This is a genomic window from Clostridium sp. UBA3061 (assembly GCF_002367465.1).
Classification (GTDB): Bacteria; Bacillota; Clostridia; order Clostridiales; family Clostridiaceae; genus Clostridium_J; species Clostridium_J sulfidigenes.
Window position 1 is genome coordinate 64,086 of the sequence record NZ_DFCF01000025.1, and the last position, 16,809, is coordinate 80,894.

A 16,809-nucleotide genomic window follows, 5' to 3' on the forward strand; every position below is an offset into this window, starting at 1 on the left:
CCTATTTTTAATCTAATATTTCTTTTAGAATTTTTGTTTTTTCTTTGCCTTTTTCTTGTCTTATGCTCTTCCATGTATTTTCGACTGGTGTACACATTTCTAATATTCTGTCATAAGTTCTCTTGCCATACCTTTTCTCTATATCATTTAAGCTAAGATTTATCGTTATTATCGTTGGTAACTCATTCCTATAGCGAGAATCTATAATGTTGTATATCTGAGTTCTGCTCCATGGTGTATCTTGCTCCGTTCCTAAGTCATCTAGTATTAATAGTTCTGCATTAGCTAAACTTCTCAGAACTGTTTGTTCTCCTTCACTACCCCATTTGTTGTATGTTTCCTTAACCCTGTCTAGTAAAGCATTTATTCCAACACATATAACCGGAATTCCTTTTTGCAATAAACTATTTGCAATGCAAGCTGAAGCATAAGTTTTACCATTACCAGGCACTCCATAGATTATTAATCCAACATTTTTCTCTTTTAACTCTGAGAACTTATAAGAATATTTTGAACAAATTTCATATATCTTTTCATTTGCTTGGGTATGATCCCAATTCTCAAATGTAACATCTTTAAATTTTTTATCCATTAAAGAATTTTTGAAAATAATATCTAATCTCCTCTGCTTATCTTCATTTTCAAATTTAATTCTTTCTTCTTCTAGCCTGGCTTTTCTACATGAACATACTACTGGAACTTTCCATGGCTTATTTAGAACTGTTATTATTTTTTCTACTGCTTCTCCACAATTTGGACAAGTTTTTAGCTCTTTATTACAATCCAATTCCTTGATTTCGAAGTTCTTCGCCACGATTGTCATTATTTGCTCCATGACTCTTTTCCTCCATAGATTTTGTATCAGTTCCTTCTGCTCTTCTTTTTTCTAATATCCCTTTTAAATATGCATAGCTACGTTTCCCATTGCTATCTGCTATCTCCGCAGCTTTAGCAACTTCTATTGCTGAATAAATTTCTATATCAGCTGCTACTTTCTCCATAGTTATAGGAGACATTGTGATATTACATTTTTCTAAGAATTTAAATACATCAGTATTACTTTTAATTTTTTTGCTTAAAAGACTACTAGTATTAGTATTTGGTTTTTGGTTTTTGGTTTTTGGATTATGGTTTATGGATTCTGGTTTATGGTTTTGTCCGCCTTTCGTCGACGTATCGTTGCACGTATCGTTAGACGTATCGTCTGCTATTGGGGACAAATAATTTTCTATAAATACCCTATTTCCTTCATGTTTCATATTCTTAACTATCTCTTGTACAAGGCTAATATCTGATACTTTGGACAAGTCTTTTAAAATACAGTCAAGCATAGGCTTGCCACCTCTATTCAAATTGTACTTGCCATAATTTTTAATACATATTTCTCTAGTCTTGTCATTGTAGATAATAAGTTTGTGAAAATTTATAAACCTATCTAGTATAGAGTTGATAGACTCACTACTGTATCCTAAATCAAAAGCCATTTGCTTTTTAGTTATTCTATAAACACCTATCATATTAGTGTTAGGATTAGTTAGTAAGTATAAGTAAAAATACTTATCTTCAGGTGTCATTTCTTCCATTACTTTTGGGTCCTCCCAAAATTCTGTATAAACTAGTCTGAAAGGCATTAAATTTACCTCCTTAGTTAGCAACTTTTCGTTAAAACTGGCATATACTATTCCTGAGATAATTATTAAAATATACACGTATATGCAGCTGTGTTATAATTTGTGTAGATAGGCATCTTTGCTGAGATACCTATCTGTGAAAATTTTCTTAAGTTCCTGGTAGTAGTCTTTTCGTGGTGGTTAAGGCTACTATCTTTCTTATTAGCAAACATTTTGAATACTTTTAGCTATATCCAAGTAGTTCAGTTTTTCTTTATGCTCTGTCATATAGCTTTCGACCTCTTTCATGGTGTTAAAACTTATGGATTTTACTGGTGCTAATTTATCTTTTTCAATATACATAAGCCATATTTTTCTACTCATATAATCACCTAACTTTCTTCAAATGGTGTACCTTTAAACATATCCTCTTGTTCTGGCTGTGATATGTCATCAGAATCTGAATTGTTATTTTCTTGGTACTCTACATCAATAGCTCCATCCGTAGGAACATCTATATATTCTGCCTTGCTACTATCAAATTCAGCTCCCTTAGTAACTACATCATCTTTTATAAAAGCTTGGTCGGCTTCTATAGCTTTCTGCATTTCAATACTCAAAACACCATATTTGCTTAATAATAATTTCAAAACAGTTTTTATTGCCATGGTGTCAAAGTCTGTGGTCCATAAACTAGACTTAACAATAAAATCTTTTTTACTTTTATATGATTGGCTATACTTCTTTCCATGAGCTTCAATTTGTTCTTTGGTCATGTAGAAAGCTTTTTCAAATCCATTTAGTAATCTAAAATAAGCTACATAACCTATAATTTTATTTGATGGCTCTGGAGTATCTTCAAATTCAATCTCACCTGTAAGCCTATTAACATGTTTGAGTTCACCTTCATAAACCTCTACTGCATTTATTGTCTTGTATTGACCACTTCTCATTGCTAGTTGTATAAATCCTTTATACCCTATCTGAAATTGTGCAATCTTACCTTTGTTTTTATCATTATAAGGCACTATATAAGATTGACCTAAGTTAGGATCTATAGGTAAATCTAATGTTGCTGCAACTACTGCTGCTGATACAACTGACATTGGTTCACATTCCTTAAGTGTTGGTGAATTTGAAATGTTAATTATAGAACTTATAAAACCTGGTGCTTTTTTACCTAGTATTTCTTCAAATCTTTTTTTGTAATTAACATTCGCTAGGATGTTTTTAACATTATTTTGTGGTTTATTTTGTACTGCTGTATTATTATTTTGATTAGCCATTAAGCCACCATTTGCATTTGCCATTATTCATCTTCCTCCTTCAGACAATCTTTATATTTAACCTTCATGAGACATTTGGTCATATCCATAGCACTCTTTATCTTTGCAGTACCAATTAATTTTTTGATTCACAAATGCTTTTCCAGTACATTTATCTCTATCTCTGAAAATAATTTTGCCTTGATGCATTTCTTGCACCTCTCTCTCTTCTCCGCAATAAGCACATCTTACTTTTTCCATAATTCCCTCCTACTTAATTTCTGTTATTCTAAGGTTTATATATTCAGTTACCCCATTTACTATTGATTCATAAGTAACTGGGTACTTTTCTTTTAAAAGTTTAAGATCTGTCTTATCTTTCTTAACTGAAAACCTTGAAATCTTATAACTTCCATCATAGCCTTTCTTCGCATTTCCCATAGCTAAGAATATATCTTGTTTTGCCTTTTCCCGTTCTTGTTCTAGTTCTTTAATTTTTTCTCCTATATCTTTGTATTTAGATAGAAGTCCTCTCTGTAAACTAATATCTTCATCCCTTAGGTCCTGTTGTTCTGCAATCTGCTCTGTTTCTGTATTGATTCCTATAGGTGAAGGTGGTATCTTTGGTATTATATTATTCTCCCAAAAACTTTTACCTACATTTCTCAATGCAGTTATATCATCATCATTTCTAGGTACTACTTTCCATTTAATTTCTTTTCCTAGCATATAGATGATTAAGAAGTTTTTTAGTCCTGTAACTCCCATGTACCACTGACACTGCAGATAATAGCTATCCGGAACTTCTTCACCTGCCCACATCTTTTTAAGAAACTCTGAACCTGTTTTTATTTCTAGTCCAAATAACTCATTCGCTTCAATGCTCCAATACTCTCCAGTATCTCTATTCTCCCTATGTCTCCACTCTTTAGATAAGACTCCTACACCATCAATATTGGCACTGAAGTAAGGTATTTCTTTATCCACCATCATGTATGGATATTCATAAGTTATTAGCTCAATTTCTGTTTCTTTCTTAAAATCTTCCTGAACCCATTCTCTTATAAGTGGTTCCATTCTGTTTCCAAATTGAGTATGGACATTACCCTTGAACTTTTCTACTAATCCTAATTTGTCATTGAATACTGTTAACGGTGATGCATATTTACTAAATCCAGCTATAGCTCCTATTTCTGAACCACCTATAGAATTAGTTCTTTGAGAGAGCCACTTGGTCCTATCTTCACTATCTTCTCTAGTGTCAAAAACAACTTCTGCAGATGTAAATAAATCTTTATTTTCTATGAATTTAACTTTACCTTCACCTGTTATCTTTAGTTCCACTTAGCTTACCTCCCCTATTTTTTCTAACTCAACTTCTCCATTTTCGGTCTTTGCAACTTCTGTAACGAAATATTGGTATTCATCCTCAGACATTTCCTTTAGCAACCTATCTTGAGATTCCTTATCTAAACACTCGAAACGATCTAAACAAATAACTTTTAATTCACCACACTGTGCTTTAGCTACTCTCATTGCAAGCGAAAGCTTTTCGCCATCTGATAAACCATCTATTAAAGTTCCATTAATTCTTACTAAGCCATTTTCATCAACGCTTATTCCTTCTATTGGCATCTTAGCAGTTTTAAGAAGTTCTCCTGGTAGATTTCTAGCTTTATTAATTCTTTCTGTAAGTAATGCAGAATACTGTTCTTTAGGTGCTAGTTGGTTATCTCTAATTTCAGATATCCTGTTCCATTCACGAAGGTAAGAAACCATTTCCTGTACCTTGTTAGCTTCTTCTTGTAATGGCTCAACATCTATTTCCTCATGTTCCTCTAGGTATTTAGATGCCTTACCTATTCTAAGCTTTTCCTTCTCTATTTCACTTGTTGCATTATTCGCAACTACTTCCTTTTCTGCTATTTCTTTATCTTCTAGTCCTATTAATTCCTGTTCTTTAGCTGCTATTTTTGATTTGTGAATTGAAATTAAATCCTTTTGCTCTGACACCATTTCTATTGAGTCTTTCTTAGCTCTATCTATACCTTCTTTTAAGCTATTTTCTATAGCTTCAGCTGCAAACTTATAAGTTTCATCTAAATTAGCCTTCCTTTTTTTCATTTCTTCTTCTAAAGCTTTAATATCTCTTAGATATGCTTGATACGTTCCTTCCTTCTCACAATTAATCTTGTTTTTAAGTTCCCTAATAGTTAGGTCTAATTCTCTATCAGCATTTTCTATGCTATTATTAGCTTTCTCTATTTTAGATTCAGAAAGTGCAACTAAATCCTTAATATCCTCTCTTTCGGTATTGTACTTAAGGGTAATACTGGACTTTTTATTTTCTGCATTAGACTTAATACTTTCAACCTTTGAGTTATAGTTTTCTTGAAGTCCTTTAGCTTCTGATATCCATTTATTAATATCTTGCGCTTCTTTTACCTTAGAGTAATACTCTTGGACATTCACATCTTTCCATTCTTCACCGTCGTATTCCGCTGGCAAATCATCCACTATTGATTTAATCCTAGCTTCTAGTTCTTTGATTTCTCTGTTAACTTCTGCACGATCATTGTAATATTTAGTTTCTATGGCTTTTAAAATAATAAGTATGTGCTCTGTATAGTCTATATTGTCAGTGAGTTCACCAAACCAATTAATGATATCTTCTTTGCTCCAGCCTATTTCTAACATGCTAAGAAGTGATTTAGTCTGCTCTTTTACTGAAAGATTTACCCAATCTAAAGGCCTAAATATATTTCCATTTACTAAATCTCTAAGAAACTTTTCTGTAGAAGGTACTCCTTCATCAGCCTTTCTTATTTTTAGATAATCTGCTTTATCACTTCTAATTCTTCTATTTACCTCTAAACCATCATCAAGTTCTACATACAATGCTGCTTCATCAGTTCCATGTCTTACTACTTCTGTTCTTCTACTTTTGTTAGTGAAGGTCTTTTCTAGTGCTTCAATTACAGAAGTCTTTCCTTCTCCATTTGGTCCTCTAAGGATATTGATTTTAGCTGCTTTTATCTCTTGTTCTTCAATCCCTAAAAAGTTCGCTATTCTCAGTAATGAAATTTGACTCATTCTTTACTTCCTCCCTCTTATTTAAGATTTAATTCGTTCCAGATCCCACTCACCAAATACAGTTCTACCAAATCCAGAATAACCTTCTGTGGTTACATCTAACATGCATAATCCAGTACGACCTTTACGAATTATAACTCCCTCTATATTGGTTCCTTTAACCTTTACTGATTCTCCTACATTCACATCTTCACCCCCTAGTAAATAATGCAAGCTATAGCTAGCAATGAACCAAATACAATAGATATTGCTAATAAACACCTTATGCTATACAACAATTCGTACTTAAATCTTTTACTACACCCCTTGCAGGTCTGACATCTTTTCATTATATATCCCCCATTACATTTTTACCCTCACATTGGAGCCACTTGATTACTTTTACCCTCCGTAGAGCCACTTTAATAAATTTTCAAATTTTAGTAATCTTTTAGAGTTCTCAACATAGAATATATTGAGAAGGTCTATGCAAATTTTTCAAATTAAGTTTTTTATAAAAGGCATTACTGCCCTTTTATCTCTGTAGTGTATAAATTTTTAATTGATTCGATTTCATTAGGTTCAAGTTCTTGTAATAAAACATCTGCGATAAGTTCTGCTTGATGTTTAAGAAAATCCTCTTCACTAGTTGGGTAATGATGTACTATTGTATACTCCATTCTGTTCCCCTCGCATATTTTTACTATAATTAATATATTCATTAGCCTTACGTTGTGTTACCACTTCCAAAGTTCTTTATTAATAAGATCATTAGGTTCAACTTTTAGCGCTTTACACAACTTACAAGTTACAAATAAGCTTGGATTGATGTATTTACCACTTTCCATTTCACTCAAATACCCTCTTGCAACTCCACTTTCGTGACTTAACTGAGATATAGATAATCTTCTTTCTTTCCTAATCTCTTTTATCTTTAGTGATTCCATTGTTTCCACCTCTTTCAAGTTAAAGAATATTTAACTCTGTTTTAATTTTAAAAAACTACATAAACTAAATTAAGTACTCATTATGCGTACCGAATCTTTAAAAAAAAGTTCATCTACCGTAGTATTAAAATAATCAGCAATCATTTTTGATTCTTCTAGAGTGAAGGATTTTTTACCATTTTCTTTAAAGTTATAGGTATTCAATCCAATGCCCAACAATTTAGCCATATCCTCTTGTTTTACAGATTTTAAAGTTCTATACGCTTTTAGCTTTAGATTAACCATAATTAATTTATCACTTCCTTCATTCATACGCTCAGTGCGTACTTGGTATGTTTATATAATAGTACACTTTATGCGTACTTGTCAATAACTATTTTGCACTTTTTTTAAAAAAATATTCTATATGCGTACAAAGATTTTAAAAAGTACGCAAAACATATATAATATAACAAGATAGGAGGGTGAAAAAGATGGAATTGAAAGATAGAATAAAAGAGCAACGATTACTTCATAATTTAAATCAAGCTGATCTAGGTAAACATCTAAATGTATCTAAACAAACTGTTTCAGGATGGGAAAATGGATATCGTACTCCAGATATTGTTACTATATCTAAACTAGCTGATTTCTTTAATTGCAGTACTGACTACTTGCTCGGAAGAACTGATAGTCCCTCTTCTAAAATACTAAGAACTAATTATAAAGGGGATGAATTCGAAGTTGAAATTGATAAGAATTATCCTCATGATTTAACCCCTGAGGATGTAGAATCCTTACTTGAACAATTAAGGAAAACTGGATTTGATGTAGATACATTAATTAAAAATACAAGAATTAAATAATTATTATAGAGACCATAACTTTTTATTAAAAGTTATGGTCTTTTTATATTTTATTTCTAACTCTAAAATTTTTTTCTTATTTTACACTGAAATATATAGCTGTTTTGTTTATATATGTAATAACGTTCTGTATACAGACAATTACATTTAATAGATCTCTGTGTAATAATTTATGTATAGTTATTCTATTATATTGAAAATTATTTATAATAAAGTTATAATAATAACAAACGCATGTTCGGAGTAGGAAGGGGTTAATGTAATATGAGTATAAAATTGGGGGATTTTAACATTTTAAAAATAAGAATAAATGGACAAGTTGTTTATAATTGCAATGAAGAGAATAATATCCTAAAACCGACTAAGGAAAATATTACCCGTACCTTATCATATGAAAATATAAGAGAATTGACAAAGTAATAATATAACAACCATAAACATACTAATAATTGAGGTGAGCTTATGATAGCAGCAATATATAGTAGAAAATCTAAGCAGACTGAAACAGGAGATTCTATAGAAAATCAAATAGAGTTATGCAAAAATTATGCAAATACTTATCTTCTAAAAAATAATGAAGATGTTAGTTTTATTATTTATGAGGATGAAGGTTTTAGCGGTAGTAATACCAATAGACCAAAATTTCAGCAACTAATAAAAGATGCTAAAGATAAAAAGTTTAATTGCTTAATTTGCTATAGACTTGATAGAATTTCTCGTAATGTAGCTGATTTTTCATCTACCTTAGAATTACTTCAAGATAATAATATAGATTTTGTATCTATAAAGGAACAATTTGATACAAGTACTCCTATGGGAAGAGCTATGGTATATATATCTTCTGTTTTTGCACAATTAGAAAGAGAAACTATTGCAGAAAGAATTAAAGATAATATGTACCAACTAGCTAAAACTGGTCGTTGGCTTGGTGGACAAACTCCTCTTGGATTTAATTCAGAGAGAGTAAAATATTTTGATGAAGAAATGAATGAAAAAAGTATGAGTAAATTAACTCAAGTTCCTGAGGAATTGGAGCTTGTAAAATCCATATATGATTTGTACCTGGATGAAATGTCTTTACATAAGGTACAAAAATATTGTCTAGCAAACCATATTAAAGGTAAGAATGGCGGACAACTCATGCAACGTAGTATAGATGATATACTTAGAAATCCAGCCTATGTTATAAGCAATGATGATGTGTTTGAATACTTCAATAAGCAAAATATAACTACTGTAGGTACACCAAAGGGTCAAGGACTTCTATTGTATGGTAAGAGAAATGTGAAAGGAAAGCAATATGATAAATCTGAATGGATAATAGCAACTTCCAACCATAAGGGTGTTATTCCATCTAAAAAATGGTTAAGAGTACAAGAATTACTGGATAGAAATAAAAATAAGGCTTCTAAAAGGCTTGGAACTTCTAATGTAGCTTTATTAACTGGATTGCTAAAATGCTCTGAATGTGGTTCTTCCATGAGAATAACTTATAACAGGCCTAATAAAGAAGGTGTAAGAGGTTATCATTATACATGTACTTTAAAATGTCATAGTGGTAAAACTAGATGTGCTAATCCTAACGCAAATGGATTAAAGATAGAGAAGGAAATTATAGCATCTATAAAAAGTACAACTAAGGAAGATATACTTAGAGAGTTTAATAAAAAATATAAAAGCAAACCTAAAGCTGATGTTACATCTAACTATAAATCAATAGAGAAGGAAATCAAGAATAAAACTGCTGTGATGGATAATTTAGTTGACCAATTAGGAAATGCTACGGAATCTGCATCAACCTTTATTATGAAAAAAATAAATAAGCTTGGTGAAGAAATAGAAGTGCTTAATAAGGAACTTAATAAATCTCTTATAGTTAAAGATGAAACGGAAAAAGAAAATGCAAATCTTGAATTAATTTTGCAATCGCTTGAAGAGTTTAAAAAAGTGTTTGATATGTTAGATCTATCTAAGAAAAAGAGTTTACTCAATAGGATGATAAAAGATATAATCTATGATGGATATATTAAAAAGATAGATATAAATTATTTAATTTGAATTAATATAGGGATACTTAATATATCCCTATATTTTCCTTATATGCAATATTAGGAGCCATGCATGTTCATGTCCTGGAAAATCTATATTTTTGTGGAGTGTATTAGCATCAGTTATGTTGATTAAATCTCCAGCTCCTAGAGCTATAAGCTCCTCTGCTGCAGTATACCTTCCATTATTCCTCATAATTCCGCCAACATTTCCAAGTCCTAGTAATAAATCTGTTTTTTCAAATATTTCAACTTCAGCTCCGGCTTTACGTGCAGAAATTGCAGCTGCACAACCAGACCAGCCTCCCCCTATTATAACTATCTTCAATACAATCTTCTCCCTTCAAATATATATTTAGGACTGGTTTGCATCTTACACAGTCTTCTCAATTTTTCATCATCATTCATAATTGTACAGCAACCACAAACCCCTTCCCCACAACACATTTTTGCATTATTGGAACAAGAAAATTCAATATTCTTATCATAAGCTTCTACTATTTTCATGATTTGATGACTAAGCACATCTGCACTGTCACAATGCACTAAAGCAACATTACCCTTAGTTAAAATTCCTTCTAAAATCTTTCTACACTTACAATCAAGAATTCCACCCATAAGCAGTGTATTGGTTTTAATTATTTCTGTAGCAAATTTTTTCAATTCCTTTTCTATAAATATTGTATCTAAAGTTCCTTCATCAATAATTACTGTAATTGTATTTTCATTATTGTATAATTTCTCCATAACAGGTACCATAGGTGCTTGACCTATCCCTCTACATACTAAAACACAATGATTTCTTTTAATGGTATTCACTGAATTAAGTCCTAAAATTCCATTCCAAAAAGGACCTTTAATTAAAACATATTCATTGATATTTACATCTTTAAGTATCTTTGTTTTAAGTCCCTTTAATTCAATAGCCAAGGTAATAACATCATTTCCCGTATCACTATCCATTACACAAATTGGGGTATCAAAGGCTTGTTCACAATCCTCTTTTCTAATAAATACAAAGGAACCAGGACCAACTAATTCGCTAGCTAGTTTTTGAGTAACTTTAATCTTTAATATCATAAGCTTTTCATTTATTAGTTCTTTATCTATAATTTGAAATCTTTGATGTTTCCTTCCTTCCTTTGCCTTAAAATTGTTTTGCATAAATTCCTGATATATACATACTCCATTCCAATTTACGCAATCACAAAAGTCTTTGCCATCTAAGTGAGAACAAAGAATGCAATTTCCTGACTCAGCTAAATGACATGGACAGTATTCACTTCCACAATCTATACAGTTATATGGTTCATAGCCCATTACCTGTGCCTCCAAAATTACTATATTATCAGAATATTTCACAATAAGTTATTTGCTACTATTTCCATGAAAAAAACCAAGGTTTTTACCTTGGTTTATATTATTTATTCTATTCATCTTTATTAATCATGTATTTAATGTAATCCCATATTCCAATTTTTTCAATATCTTCTTTGAGATGAAGGGTTATTGCGTATTTAGAGTTTAATTCATTGGTTATGGTAAGCATTCCTATATCATCTGTAGTTCTAATTGGTGTAGTTAACTCATAATTAGGTAGAACAATATCTTTGACTATTTTTTCTTCATTTCTAACAGGAAAAATTAAATCTTCTTCAGCAACTAATGGTATTCCCTTGTCTTTTCCTTTAACTTTTATATCTCCTATAACTTCACCAGCTTCTATAACTTTTTTATATTCATAATTATCTTTTACATATTCATAAATTCTCTGACTTTCTTTCCATCTTGGAACACAATTTAATGTTACTACAATTATTTCATTTTTATCTAGTTTAAAGGAACTAACAAGACATTTTCCAGCCTGTCCTGTATATCCAGTCTTAACTCCAGTACAATTAGGCTCTGAATATAAAAGTTTATTTATATTATTAAATTGTTTTGTAAATTCTATTCCTTCTTCTCCCGAGATTAATTTAGTAGACACAATTTTATTAAATTCTTCAATCTCCTTAGCTTTTTTAGTTGCTATAGCTAAATCATAGGCTGAAGAGTAATGGGAGTTACTATCTAGACCATGAGGTGATTCAAAATGACTATCTAACAAACCTATTGATACTGCAAATTCATTCATGACTTCACAGAACTTTTCTACAGTCCCACTAGTTCCTTCAGCAATAGCAATGGCACAGTCGTTACCTGACTTGAGCATAAGACCATATAAAAGTTCTCTTATGGTTACCTTATCTCCAGCCTTATATCCTACTTTAGAGCCTCTTATAGATGCTGCATTTTTAGATATTTCCACAACTCTATCTATATCTCCATACTGTAAAGTAACCAGAGCAGTTATTATCTTTGTTGTACTTGCCATAGGTATAACTTTATGGGCATTTTGATCAAATAAAATAGTTCCAGTAGCTGAATCTATAGCTATGGCAGATACTGCATCTACTCTTATTGGAGCTGCATCTACGTTTTTCATAGGAATACTCACTATAATAAATAAAAATATTAATAGGAAACAACATACTCTTCTTTTCATCCTTTTACACTCCCAACTTAAATTTGTGACTTATTCTCAAATAGTTTTATTTTTTTATTTACCATGAATATATAAATCATAGTTGGATAGAATTGCAGATATAAAACTATGGAGGTTTAGTATACTAATGAAATGTTTTTTATGGATTTTAGCCATAGTTACACTGGTCTTATTATTTCCTATTCCAATAAAAATAACACTTATATATGCTAATGAAATTTTTACCTTAAAAATATATAATAAAGTAATAATTCCATCAAAAACTAAAAAAAATAGGGCTAAAAATGAAAACAAATGGAGTGATTATGTAAAAACTCCTAACGAAGAAAAAATTTCAAAATTAAAATTTAAAGATTTGAAAGGAATAATAGAACTCTTTGTTAATTCTAAATTTAAATTTACTATACGCATTAAATTTAGAGTGGATTACTCTATAGAAGATGCTGCTATAAACGCTATTACTTACGGCTTTTTATATCAAATTACAGCATTTATTTCAACAATTTTAAATCTATTTTTTAAAGTTAAAAATTTTACTCCTACTATCAATATTAAATATAATAAAAATTTCTTTAAATTTGAAAGTACTAGTATAATTTTTATAAATATAGCAAAAATTATATACATGGTTATTGTAATTTTTTATCACCTTATCAAAGTACGAAAAACTTCTTCCTTTGATAAAGTGAATTTAAAGGAGGAATTTTAGATGGACGGTCATCCAATAGAAAATTTAATGAAGTCGACTATGGAAAATATTAAAAATATGATTGATGTGGATACAGTTATCGGTAATCCTGTAAGTGCACCTGATGGTACCACAATCATTCCAATTTCAAAGGTATCCTTTGGTTTTGCCTCAGGTGGAAGTGAATTTAAGGATACTAACTTAGATTCCTCTAACAGGCATCCCTTTGCTGGTGGATCTGGTGCTGGAATCTCCTTAAAACCAGTGGGGTTCTTAGTAGTACACAAAAATACCATAAGATTTCTTTCCGTGACTGAGTATAATCCATACGATAAGATAATGGATGCAATGCCTCAAGCCATTGATATGATTTCTGGGCTATTTAACAAAGATAAAGTCAATGGTGATAATTATTCTGAAGTCTATAACCCATGCGACCCTTGTGATTAACTCTAAGAAAAAAGGCTATCTTAAAATAATTCATTAATCTTTTTATAATATTGAGGTGTATTTTAATACTATAAGTACATCCTCAATATTTATTTAAGATTTAGATTTTATTTTAAATATAGCCATAATATTATTAGAACTTCTTTTCTTCAATATCCTTTTCCTCTAATTCTACTAGCTCTTCATCTTCAATAAAATTATCTAAAGATGGTAACTCTCCTAAAGATGTAAAATCAAAATGCTTTAAGAATTCGTCAGTAGTAGCATAAAGATTTGGTCTTCCTATAACACTTTTCTTTCCTGATTCCTTTATAAGTCCTTTTTCTACTAAAGTACTAATAGCTCTATCACTTTTAACTCCTCTTATGTCTTCAATTTCTATTCTAGTTATTGGTTGTTTATAAGCAATTATAGATAGGGTTTCAAGAGCAGCCCTAGATAAGGATTGTCTAATATTTGTCTTTAACAGCATTTGAAGATAATCACTATTTATAGGTTTTGTACCAAGCTGATAAGCCTTATTGATACATATTAGTTTTATCCCCCTAGACTCATCTCTTTCATATACCCTTTCTAAAACCTTTAAAAGTTCTGTAGCAAATTCTACTGAACATTCTAAAATACTTGCTATAGTGTCTACTTCCAATGGGTCTCCAGTTACATATAATAAAGACTCTATTATAGAAAAATATCTTTCATATTTAGATTCATCTATAAGATAATTTAACTGATGTTCTGATTCTTGAAGAACCTCTTCTATTTTATTTCTAGGATCAATATCTATGCTTCCATCTTCTTTATTTACTCTACTTAAAATTTTATCATTAACTTCTACATCTTCATGATTTAAATTAGTATGTTCATTCATCCCCCATCACTCCTTCTAAATATATTTCACCAAAGTTACCATGTTGAACTACTCGTACATCCTTAAGCTTTATTAACTCTAACAAGGCTAAGAAGGTTACAATGATTTCCGTTTTACTTTTGCTCTCCTTTATTATACTAGTGAAGGTAGTATTTTTACTATGCACTAATACGTCTTTTAAGTAATCCATCTTATCTTCTATTTTAAATAACTCAACCTGTACTCTGTCTTCTATGTTGAAGGTTTCATTCATCTTATTTTTATATATTTCCATAAGTTCAATATACATATTATATAAATCCATCATGGTTATGCCCTTAAGTAGCTCTTTGGCATCTTGCTTTTTTTCTCTGGTATCTTCAATTATTTCAGGCCTTTTAGTAAATATAATGCCTGTATTCATTTGTCTCTTGCCCAAAAATTCAGCTATATTTTTAAATTTTTTATATTGAACTAATTTATCTATAAGCTCTTGTGTATCATCAACCTCTTCAATCTCTGGTTCCTTATTTTTAGGAAGTAATACCTTAGATTTTAATTCAATTAATGTAGTAGCCATAACAATAAATTCTGAGGCAATATCTAAATCCAATTCCTTCATTTCATTTAGATATCCTATATATTGATTTGTTATATCTAAAATACTTATATTATATATATCCATTTGGTTCTTTTTTATTAAGTGTAATAAAAGGTCAAAGGGCCCCTCAAAGTTTGAAGTTTTAATTGTTAATGCCATGATTTCACCTTCCTTACAACAAATTTATCTGCATACTAAAAACTTCAATATATATTTTAGCATGAAAACACTCATTTTAAATTATACTCTAAATTTAGTTAAATTTACAATAGTAAAAACCACATCTTTCAATTATGACAATTGTTATTTTGGAATCAAAAATTACTGTAGTTCATTTAAAAATAAAAAATCACCCTAAAAATTTTAGAGTGACTTTTTATATCAGCATTATACATTTGGGGTTGTATATTGTAACTGATAACTATAGCATTAAACTGAATTTTAAATTAACCTTTATATATATTTTTTACAGATATTTATTTTTTATTCTATATTATTAATATTTAAAGATTTAATATACTTATATTGAATGATCAAATATATTTGAAAATATATCTTTAACATTTTTAAAGAACTGAGATTGTTTTACTTCCCTATCACTATATAATTCTACTTTTCCTAGTAATTCATCTCCATTATAAACTTCACAATATCCAACAACATCACCAGCATTTATTTTTTTCAGTTCAGGATTAATATTTACTTTCTTTGTTAATTCTTCCTCAGTGCCTTTTTCTATGGTTACTTTTAAATCATCTTTTGCTTTTGCTATAAAGAAAGAATCACCTTTTTTATTTAATGGTATTTGTTGCACATCTACATCTTTAGCTACTATAGTTTTACTTTGGTATTTAGAAAATCCAAAATCCATAAGCTTACTCGCATCTGCATTTCTTTGTTTATATGTAGGTGCTCCCATTATTACTGCAAGCATCCTTACATTGTCTCTAGTTGATGTAGCAGATATGCAATACATAGCTTCTTGTGTAAATCCTGTTTTTAGTCCATCACACCCTTTGTAAAATCTCACCAACTTATTATGATTAACTAATTCAATTGGTGTTTTTCTACCTTCTGATATAGTTTCCATATATATAGATGAATATTTTAATATTATTGGGTGTTTTAAAAGCTCTCTAGACATTATGGAAATATCTCTAGCAGTACTTAAATGTCCTGGAGCACTAAGACCTGTAGCATTTTCAAAGTGAGTATTAGTCATTCCAAGTTCCTTAGCTCTTTCATTCATTTTTACTGCAAAAGCTTCTTCACTGCCTTCTAAAAACTCTGCCATTGCAACTGCTGCATCATTTCCTGATGCTATAGCTATACCTTTTAGAATTTCTTCCACAGTTCTTACTTCTCCTGTGTCCAATATCATACTACTACCGCCCATGGATTTAACCTTTTCACTACAAACTATTTTATCTTGAAGAGTTATTCTTCCATCATCTAAGGCTTCCATAGCAAGTAGCATAGTCATTATCTTAGTAACCGAAGCAGGTGCAAACTGTTCATCTGCGTTTTTTTCATAAATAACTTTACCTGAATTAGGCTCTAATAGTATTACAGATTTTGCCTGTGGCTCAAATCCTATTACATTATCTGCAGGCTCATTTTTTATTTCATCATCAGCAAAGGCTGTTGGAAGGATTATAGCCTGCAATGAAAGTAGTACGGATAATAATAAAGTTAAAACAAATTTATTCTTTTTCATAACCGACCTCCAAAACAATTATTATGAGGTTATTTTTACCTCAATCTTAAAAATTATCCTAGAAATTTAGAAATTTTATTTTCTAAATTTCTTCCTATTTAGAGTTCCCTAATATAGAATTTATATCCTCAAGGTGCATATATTACTTTAAAAATAAAATGAAGCTATATAAAA

The 16,809-nt window shown here is 30.2% G+C and carries 22 protein-coding genes and 1 pseudogene; 5 read left to right on the forward strand and 18 right to left on the reverse strand.

Going from position 1 to position 16,809, the window contains the following annotated elements:
• Positions 1-7: 7 nt before the first annotated feature.
• From B2P65_RS16905 to B2P65_RS16960, 12 genes are all read right to left on the reverse strand, one after another.
• Positions 8-823, reverse strand: a complete 816-nt coding sequence (locus tag B2P65_RS16905; protein WP_346880600.1) for an ATP-binding protein — start codon at positions 821-823, stop codon at positions 8-10.
• Positions 777-1,583 carry a DnaD domain protein gene (locus tag B2P65_RS16910; protein WP_346880601.1) on the reverse strand — a complete coding sequence of 269 codons (807 nt, stop codon included), beginning with the start codon at positions 1,581-1,583 and terminating at the stop codon, positions 777-779. Before B2P65_RS16910 ends, B2P65_RS16905 begins: the two co-directional genes overlap by 47 nt.
• A 249-nt stretch (positions 1,584-1,832) precedes the next feature.
• Complete coding sequence (locus B2P65_RS16915; protein ID WP_346880602.1) at positions 1,833-1,994, reverse strand: hypothetical protein; 162 nt, start codon at positions 1,992-1,994, stop codon at positions 1,833-1,835.
• Positions 1,995-2,002: 8 nt separating this feature from the next.
• Positions 2,003-2,920, reverse strand: a complete 918-nt coding sequence (locus B2P65_RS16920; RefSeq protein ID WP_346880603.1) for a recombinase RecT — start codon at positions 2,918-2,920, stop codon at positions 2,003-2,005.
• A 33-nt stretch (positions 2,921-2,953) separates the two neighbouring features.
• Positions 2,954-3,136 (reverse strand): hypothetical protein, encoded by a 183-nt coding sequence (locus B2P65_RS16925; RefSeq protein WP_346880604.1) that lies wholly within the window; start codon positions 3,134-3,136, stop codon positions 2,954-2,956.
• 9 nt (positions 3,137-3,145) lie between these two features.
• A complete protein-coding gene (locus tag B2P65_RS16930; RefSeq protein WP_346880605.1) occupies positions 3,146-4,219 on the reverse strand; it encodes a lambda-exonuclease family protein in 1,074 nt (357 codons plus the stop codon).
• On the reverse strand, positions 4,220-5,968 hold the full coding sequence (locus B2P65_RS16935) for a hypothetical protein (protein ID WP_346880606.1): 1,749 nt from the start codon (positions 5,966-5,968) through the stop codon (positions 4,220-4,222).
• A 21-nt stretch (positions 5,969-5,989) separates the two neighbouring features.
• On the reverse strand, positions 5,990-6,154 hold the full coding sequence (locus B2P65_RS16940; RefSeq protein ID WP_346880607.1) for a hypothetical protein: 165 nt from the start codon (positions 6,152-6,154) through the stop codon (positions 5,990-5,992).
• A gap of 11 nt (positions 6,155-6,165) precedes the next feature.
• The gene (locus B2P65_RS16945; RefSeq protein WP_346880608.1) at positions 6,166-6,297 is read right to left on the reverse strand and encodes a hypothetical protein; all 132 of its coding nucleotides are present in this window, start codon (positions 6,295-6,297) and stop codon (positions 6,166-6,168) included.
• 174 nt (positions 6,298-6,471) lie between these two features.
• Positions 6,472-6,627: a hypothetical protein gene (locus B2P65_RS16950; protein WP_346880609.1), complete on the reverse strand. Its 156-nt coding sequence runs from the start codon at positions 6,625-6,627 to the stop codon at positions 6,472-6,474.
• Positions 6,628-6,684: 57 nt separating this feature from the next.
• Entirely contained in the window at positions 6,685-6,894 is a 210-nt protein-coding gene (locus B2P65_RS16955) for a helix-turn-helix domain-containing protein (protein ID WP_346880610.1), read from the reverse strand.
• Positions 6,895-6,963: 69 nt separating this feature from the next.
• On the reverse strand, positions 6,964-7,206 hold the full coding sequence (locus B2P65_RS16960) for a helix-turn-helix transcriptional regulator (protein WP_346880611.1): 243 nt from the start codon (positions 7,204-7,206) through the stop codon (positions 6,964-6,966).
• Positions 7,207-7,367: 161 nt separating this feature from the next.
• On the opposite strand from B2P65_RS16960, the gene B2P65_RS16965 reads away from it, so the two are divergent.
• From B2P65_RS16965 to B2P65_RS16975, 3 genes are all read left to right on the forward strand, one after another.
• Positions 7,368-7,739 (forward strand): helix-turn-helix transcriptional regulator, encoded by a 372-nt coding sequence (locus tag B2P65_RS16965; RefSeq protein WP_346880612.1) that lies wholly within the window; start codon positions 7,368-7,370, stop codon positions 7,737-7,739.
• Positions 7,740-8,003: 264 nt separating this feature from the next.
• Positions 8,004-8,159, forward strand: a complete 156-nt coding sequence (locus B2P65_RS16970; protein ID WP_346880613.1) for a hypothetical protein — start codon at positions 8,004-8,006, stop codon at positions 8,157-8,159.
• 42 nt (positions 8,160-8,201) lie between these two features.
• Positions 8,202-9,797, forward strand: coding sequence for a recombinase family protein (locus B2P65_RS16975; RefSeq protein WP_346880614.1), 1,596 nt, complete (start codon positions 8,202-8,204; stop codon positions 9,795-9,797).
• A gap of 54 nt (positions 9,798-9,851) precedes the next feature.
• On the opposite strand, the pseudogene B2P65_RS16980 reads toward B2P65_RS16975, so the two are convergent.
• The 3 genes and pseudogenes from B2P65_RS16980 to B2P65_RS16990 form a co-directional block, all read right to left on the reverse strand.
• Positions 9,852-10,115, reverse strand: a pseudogene (locus B2P65_RS16980) (FAD-dependent oxidoreductase); the annotation flags it as partial.
• Entirely contained in the window at positions 10,112-11,107 is a 996-nt protein-coding gene (locus B2P65_RS16985; RefSeq protein ID WP_346880615.1) for a sulfide/dihydroorotate dehydrogenase-like FAD/NAD-binding protein, read from the reverse strand. The gene B2P65_RS16985 and the pseudogene B2P65_RS16980, both read right to left, overlap by 4 nt.
• Positions 11,108-11,216: 109 nt before the next feature.
• Positions 11,217-12,332: a D-alanyl-D-alanine carboxypeptidase family protein gene (locus B2P65_RS16990; RefSeq protein ID WP_346847970.1), complete on the reverse strand. Its 1,116-nt coding sequence runs from the start codon at positions 12,330-12,332 to the stop codon at positions 11,217-11,219.
• 127 nt (positions 12,333-12,459) lie between these two features.
• On the opposite strand from B2P65_RS16990, the gene B2P65_RS16995 reads away from it, so the two are divergent.
• Both B2P65_RS16995 and ytfJ read left to right on the forward strand, forming a co-directional pair.
• Positions 12,460-13,041: a DUF2953 domain-containing protein gene (locus B2P65_RS16995; protein ID WP_346880616.1), complete on the forward strand. Its 582-nt coding sequence runs from the start codon at positions 12,460-12,462 to the stop codon at positions 13,039-13,041.
• Positions 13,042-13,470 (forward strand): GerW family sporulation protein, encoded by a 429-nt coding sequence (gene ytfJ / locus B2P65_RS17000; RefSeq protein ID WP_346847968.1) that lies wholly within the window; start codon positions 13,042-13,044, stop codon positions 13,468-13,470.
• Positions 13,471-13,603: 133 nt separating this feature from the next.
• Here ytfJ and scpB read toward each other — a convergent pair whose 3' ends face one another.
• From scpB to B2P65_RS17015, 3 genes are all read right to left on the reverse strand, one after another.
• Positions 13,604-14,338, reverse strand: coding sequence for an SMC-Scp complex subunit ScpB (gene scpB / locus B2P65_RS17005; RefSeq protein WP_346880617.1), 735 nt, complete (start codon positions 14,336-14,338; stop codon positions 13,604-13,606).
• On the reverse strand, positions 14,331-15,077 hold the full coding sequence (locus B2P65_RS17010) for a segregation/condensation protein A (protein WP_035129401.1): 747 nt from the start codon (positions 15,075-15,077) through the stop codon (positions 14,331-14,333). The genes scpB and B2P65_RS17010 overlap by 8 nt, the downstream gene beginning before the upstream one ends.
• Before the next feature lie 361 nt (positions 15,078-15,438).
• On the reverse strand, positions 15,439-16,635 hold the full coding sequence (locus tag B2P65_RS17015; protein WP_346880618.1) for a D-alanyl-D-alanine carboxypeptidase family protein: 1,197 nt from the start codon (positions 16,633-16,635) through the stop codon (positions 15,439-15,441).
• Positions 16,636-16,809 lie beyond the last annotated feature (174 nt).

Coding starts and splice junctions, on each gene's coding strand:
- B2P65_RS16905 (WP_346880600.1), bottom strand. CDS start 823: ATGACAATCGTGGCGAAGAACTTCGAAATCAAGGAATTGGATTGTAAT.
- B2P65_RS16910 (WP_346880601.1), bottom strand. CDS start 1,583: ATGGAAGAAATGACACCTGAAGATAAGTATTTTTACTTATACTTACTA.
- B2P65_RS16915 (WP_346880602.1), bottom strand. CDS start 1,994: ATGAGTAGAAAAATATGGCTTATGTATATTGAAAAAGATAAATTAGCA.
- B2P65_RS16920 (WP_346880603.1), bottom strand. CDS start 2,920: ATGGCAAATGCAAATGGTGGCTTAATGGCTAATCAAAATAATAATACA.
- B2P65_RS16925 (WP_346880604.1), bottom strand. CDS start 3,136: ATGGAAAAAGTAAGATGTGCTTATTGCGGAGAAGAGAGAGAGGTGCAA.
- B2P65_RS16935 (WP_346880606.1), bottom strand. CDS start 5,968: ATGAGTCAAATTTCATTACTGAGAATAGCGAACTTTTTAGGGATTGAA.
- B2P65_RS16945 (WP_346880608.1), bottom strand. CDS start 6,297: ATGAAAAGATGTCAGACCTGCAAGGGGTGTAGTAAAAGATTTAAGTAC.
- B2P65_RS16950 (WP_346880609.1), bottom strand. CDS start 6,627: ATGGAGTATACAATAGTACATCATTACCCAACTAGTGAAGAGGATTTT.
- B2P65_RS16955 (WP_346880610.1), bottom strand. CDS start 6,894: ATGGAATCACTAAAGATAAAAGAGATTAGGAAAGAAAGAAGATTATCT.
- B2P65_RS16960 (WP_346880611.1), bottom strand. CDS start 7,206: ATGAATGAAGGAAGTGATAAATTAATTATGGTTAATCTAAAGCTAAAA.
- B2P65_RS16965 (WP_346880612.1), top strand. CDS start 7,368: ATGGAATTGAAAGATAGAATAAAAGAGCAACGATTACTTCATAATTTA.
- B2P65_RS16970 (WP_346880613.1), top strand. CDS start 8,004: ATGAGTATAAAATTGGGGGATTTTAACATTTTAAAAATAAGAATAAAT.
- B2P65_RS16975 (WP_346880614.1), top strand. CDS start 8,202: ATGATAGCAGCAATATATAGTAGAAAATCTAAGCAGACTGAAACAGGA.
- B2P65_RS16985 (WP_346880615.1), bottom strand. CDS start 11,107: ATGGGCTATGAACCATATAACTGTATAGATTGTGGAAGTGAATACTGT.
- B2P65_RS16990 (WP_346847970.1), bottom strand. CDS start 12,332: ATGAAAAGAAGAGTATGTTGTTTCCTATTAATATTTTTATTTATTATA.
- B2P65_RS16995 (WP_346880616.1), top strand. CDS start 12,460: ATGAAATGTTTTTTATGGATTTTAGCCATAGTTACACTGGTCTTATTA.
- ytfJ (WP_346847968.1), top strand. CDS start 13,042: ATGGACGGTCATCCAATAGAAAATTTAATGAAGTCGACTATGGAAAAT.
- scpB (WP_346880617.1), bottom strand. CDS start 14,338: ATGAATGAACATACTAATTTAAATCATGAAGATGTAGAAGTTAATGAT.
- B2P65_RS17010 (WP_035129401.1), bottom strand. CDS start 15,077: ATGGCATTAACAATTAAAACTTCAAACTTTGAGGGGCCCTTTGACCTT.
- B2P65_RS17015 (WP_346880618.1), bottom strand. CDS start 16,635: ATGAAAAAGAATAAATTTGTTTTAACTTTATTATTATCCGTACTACTT.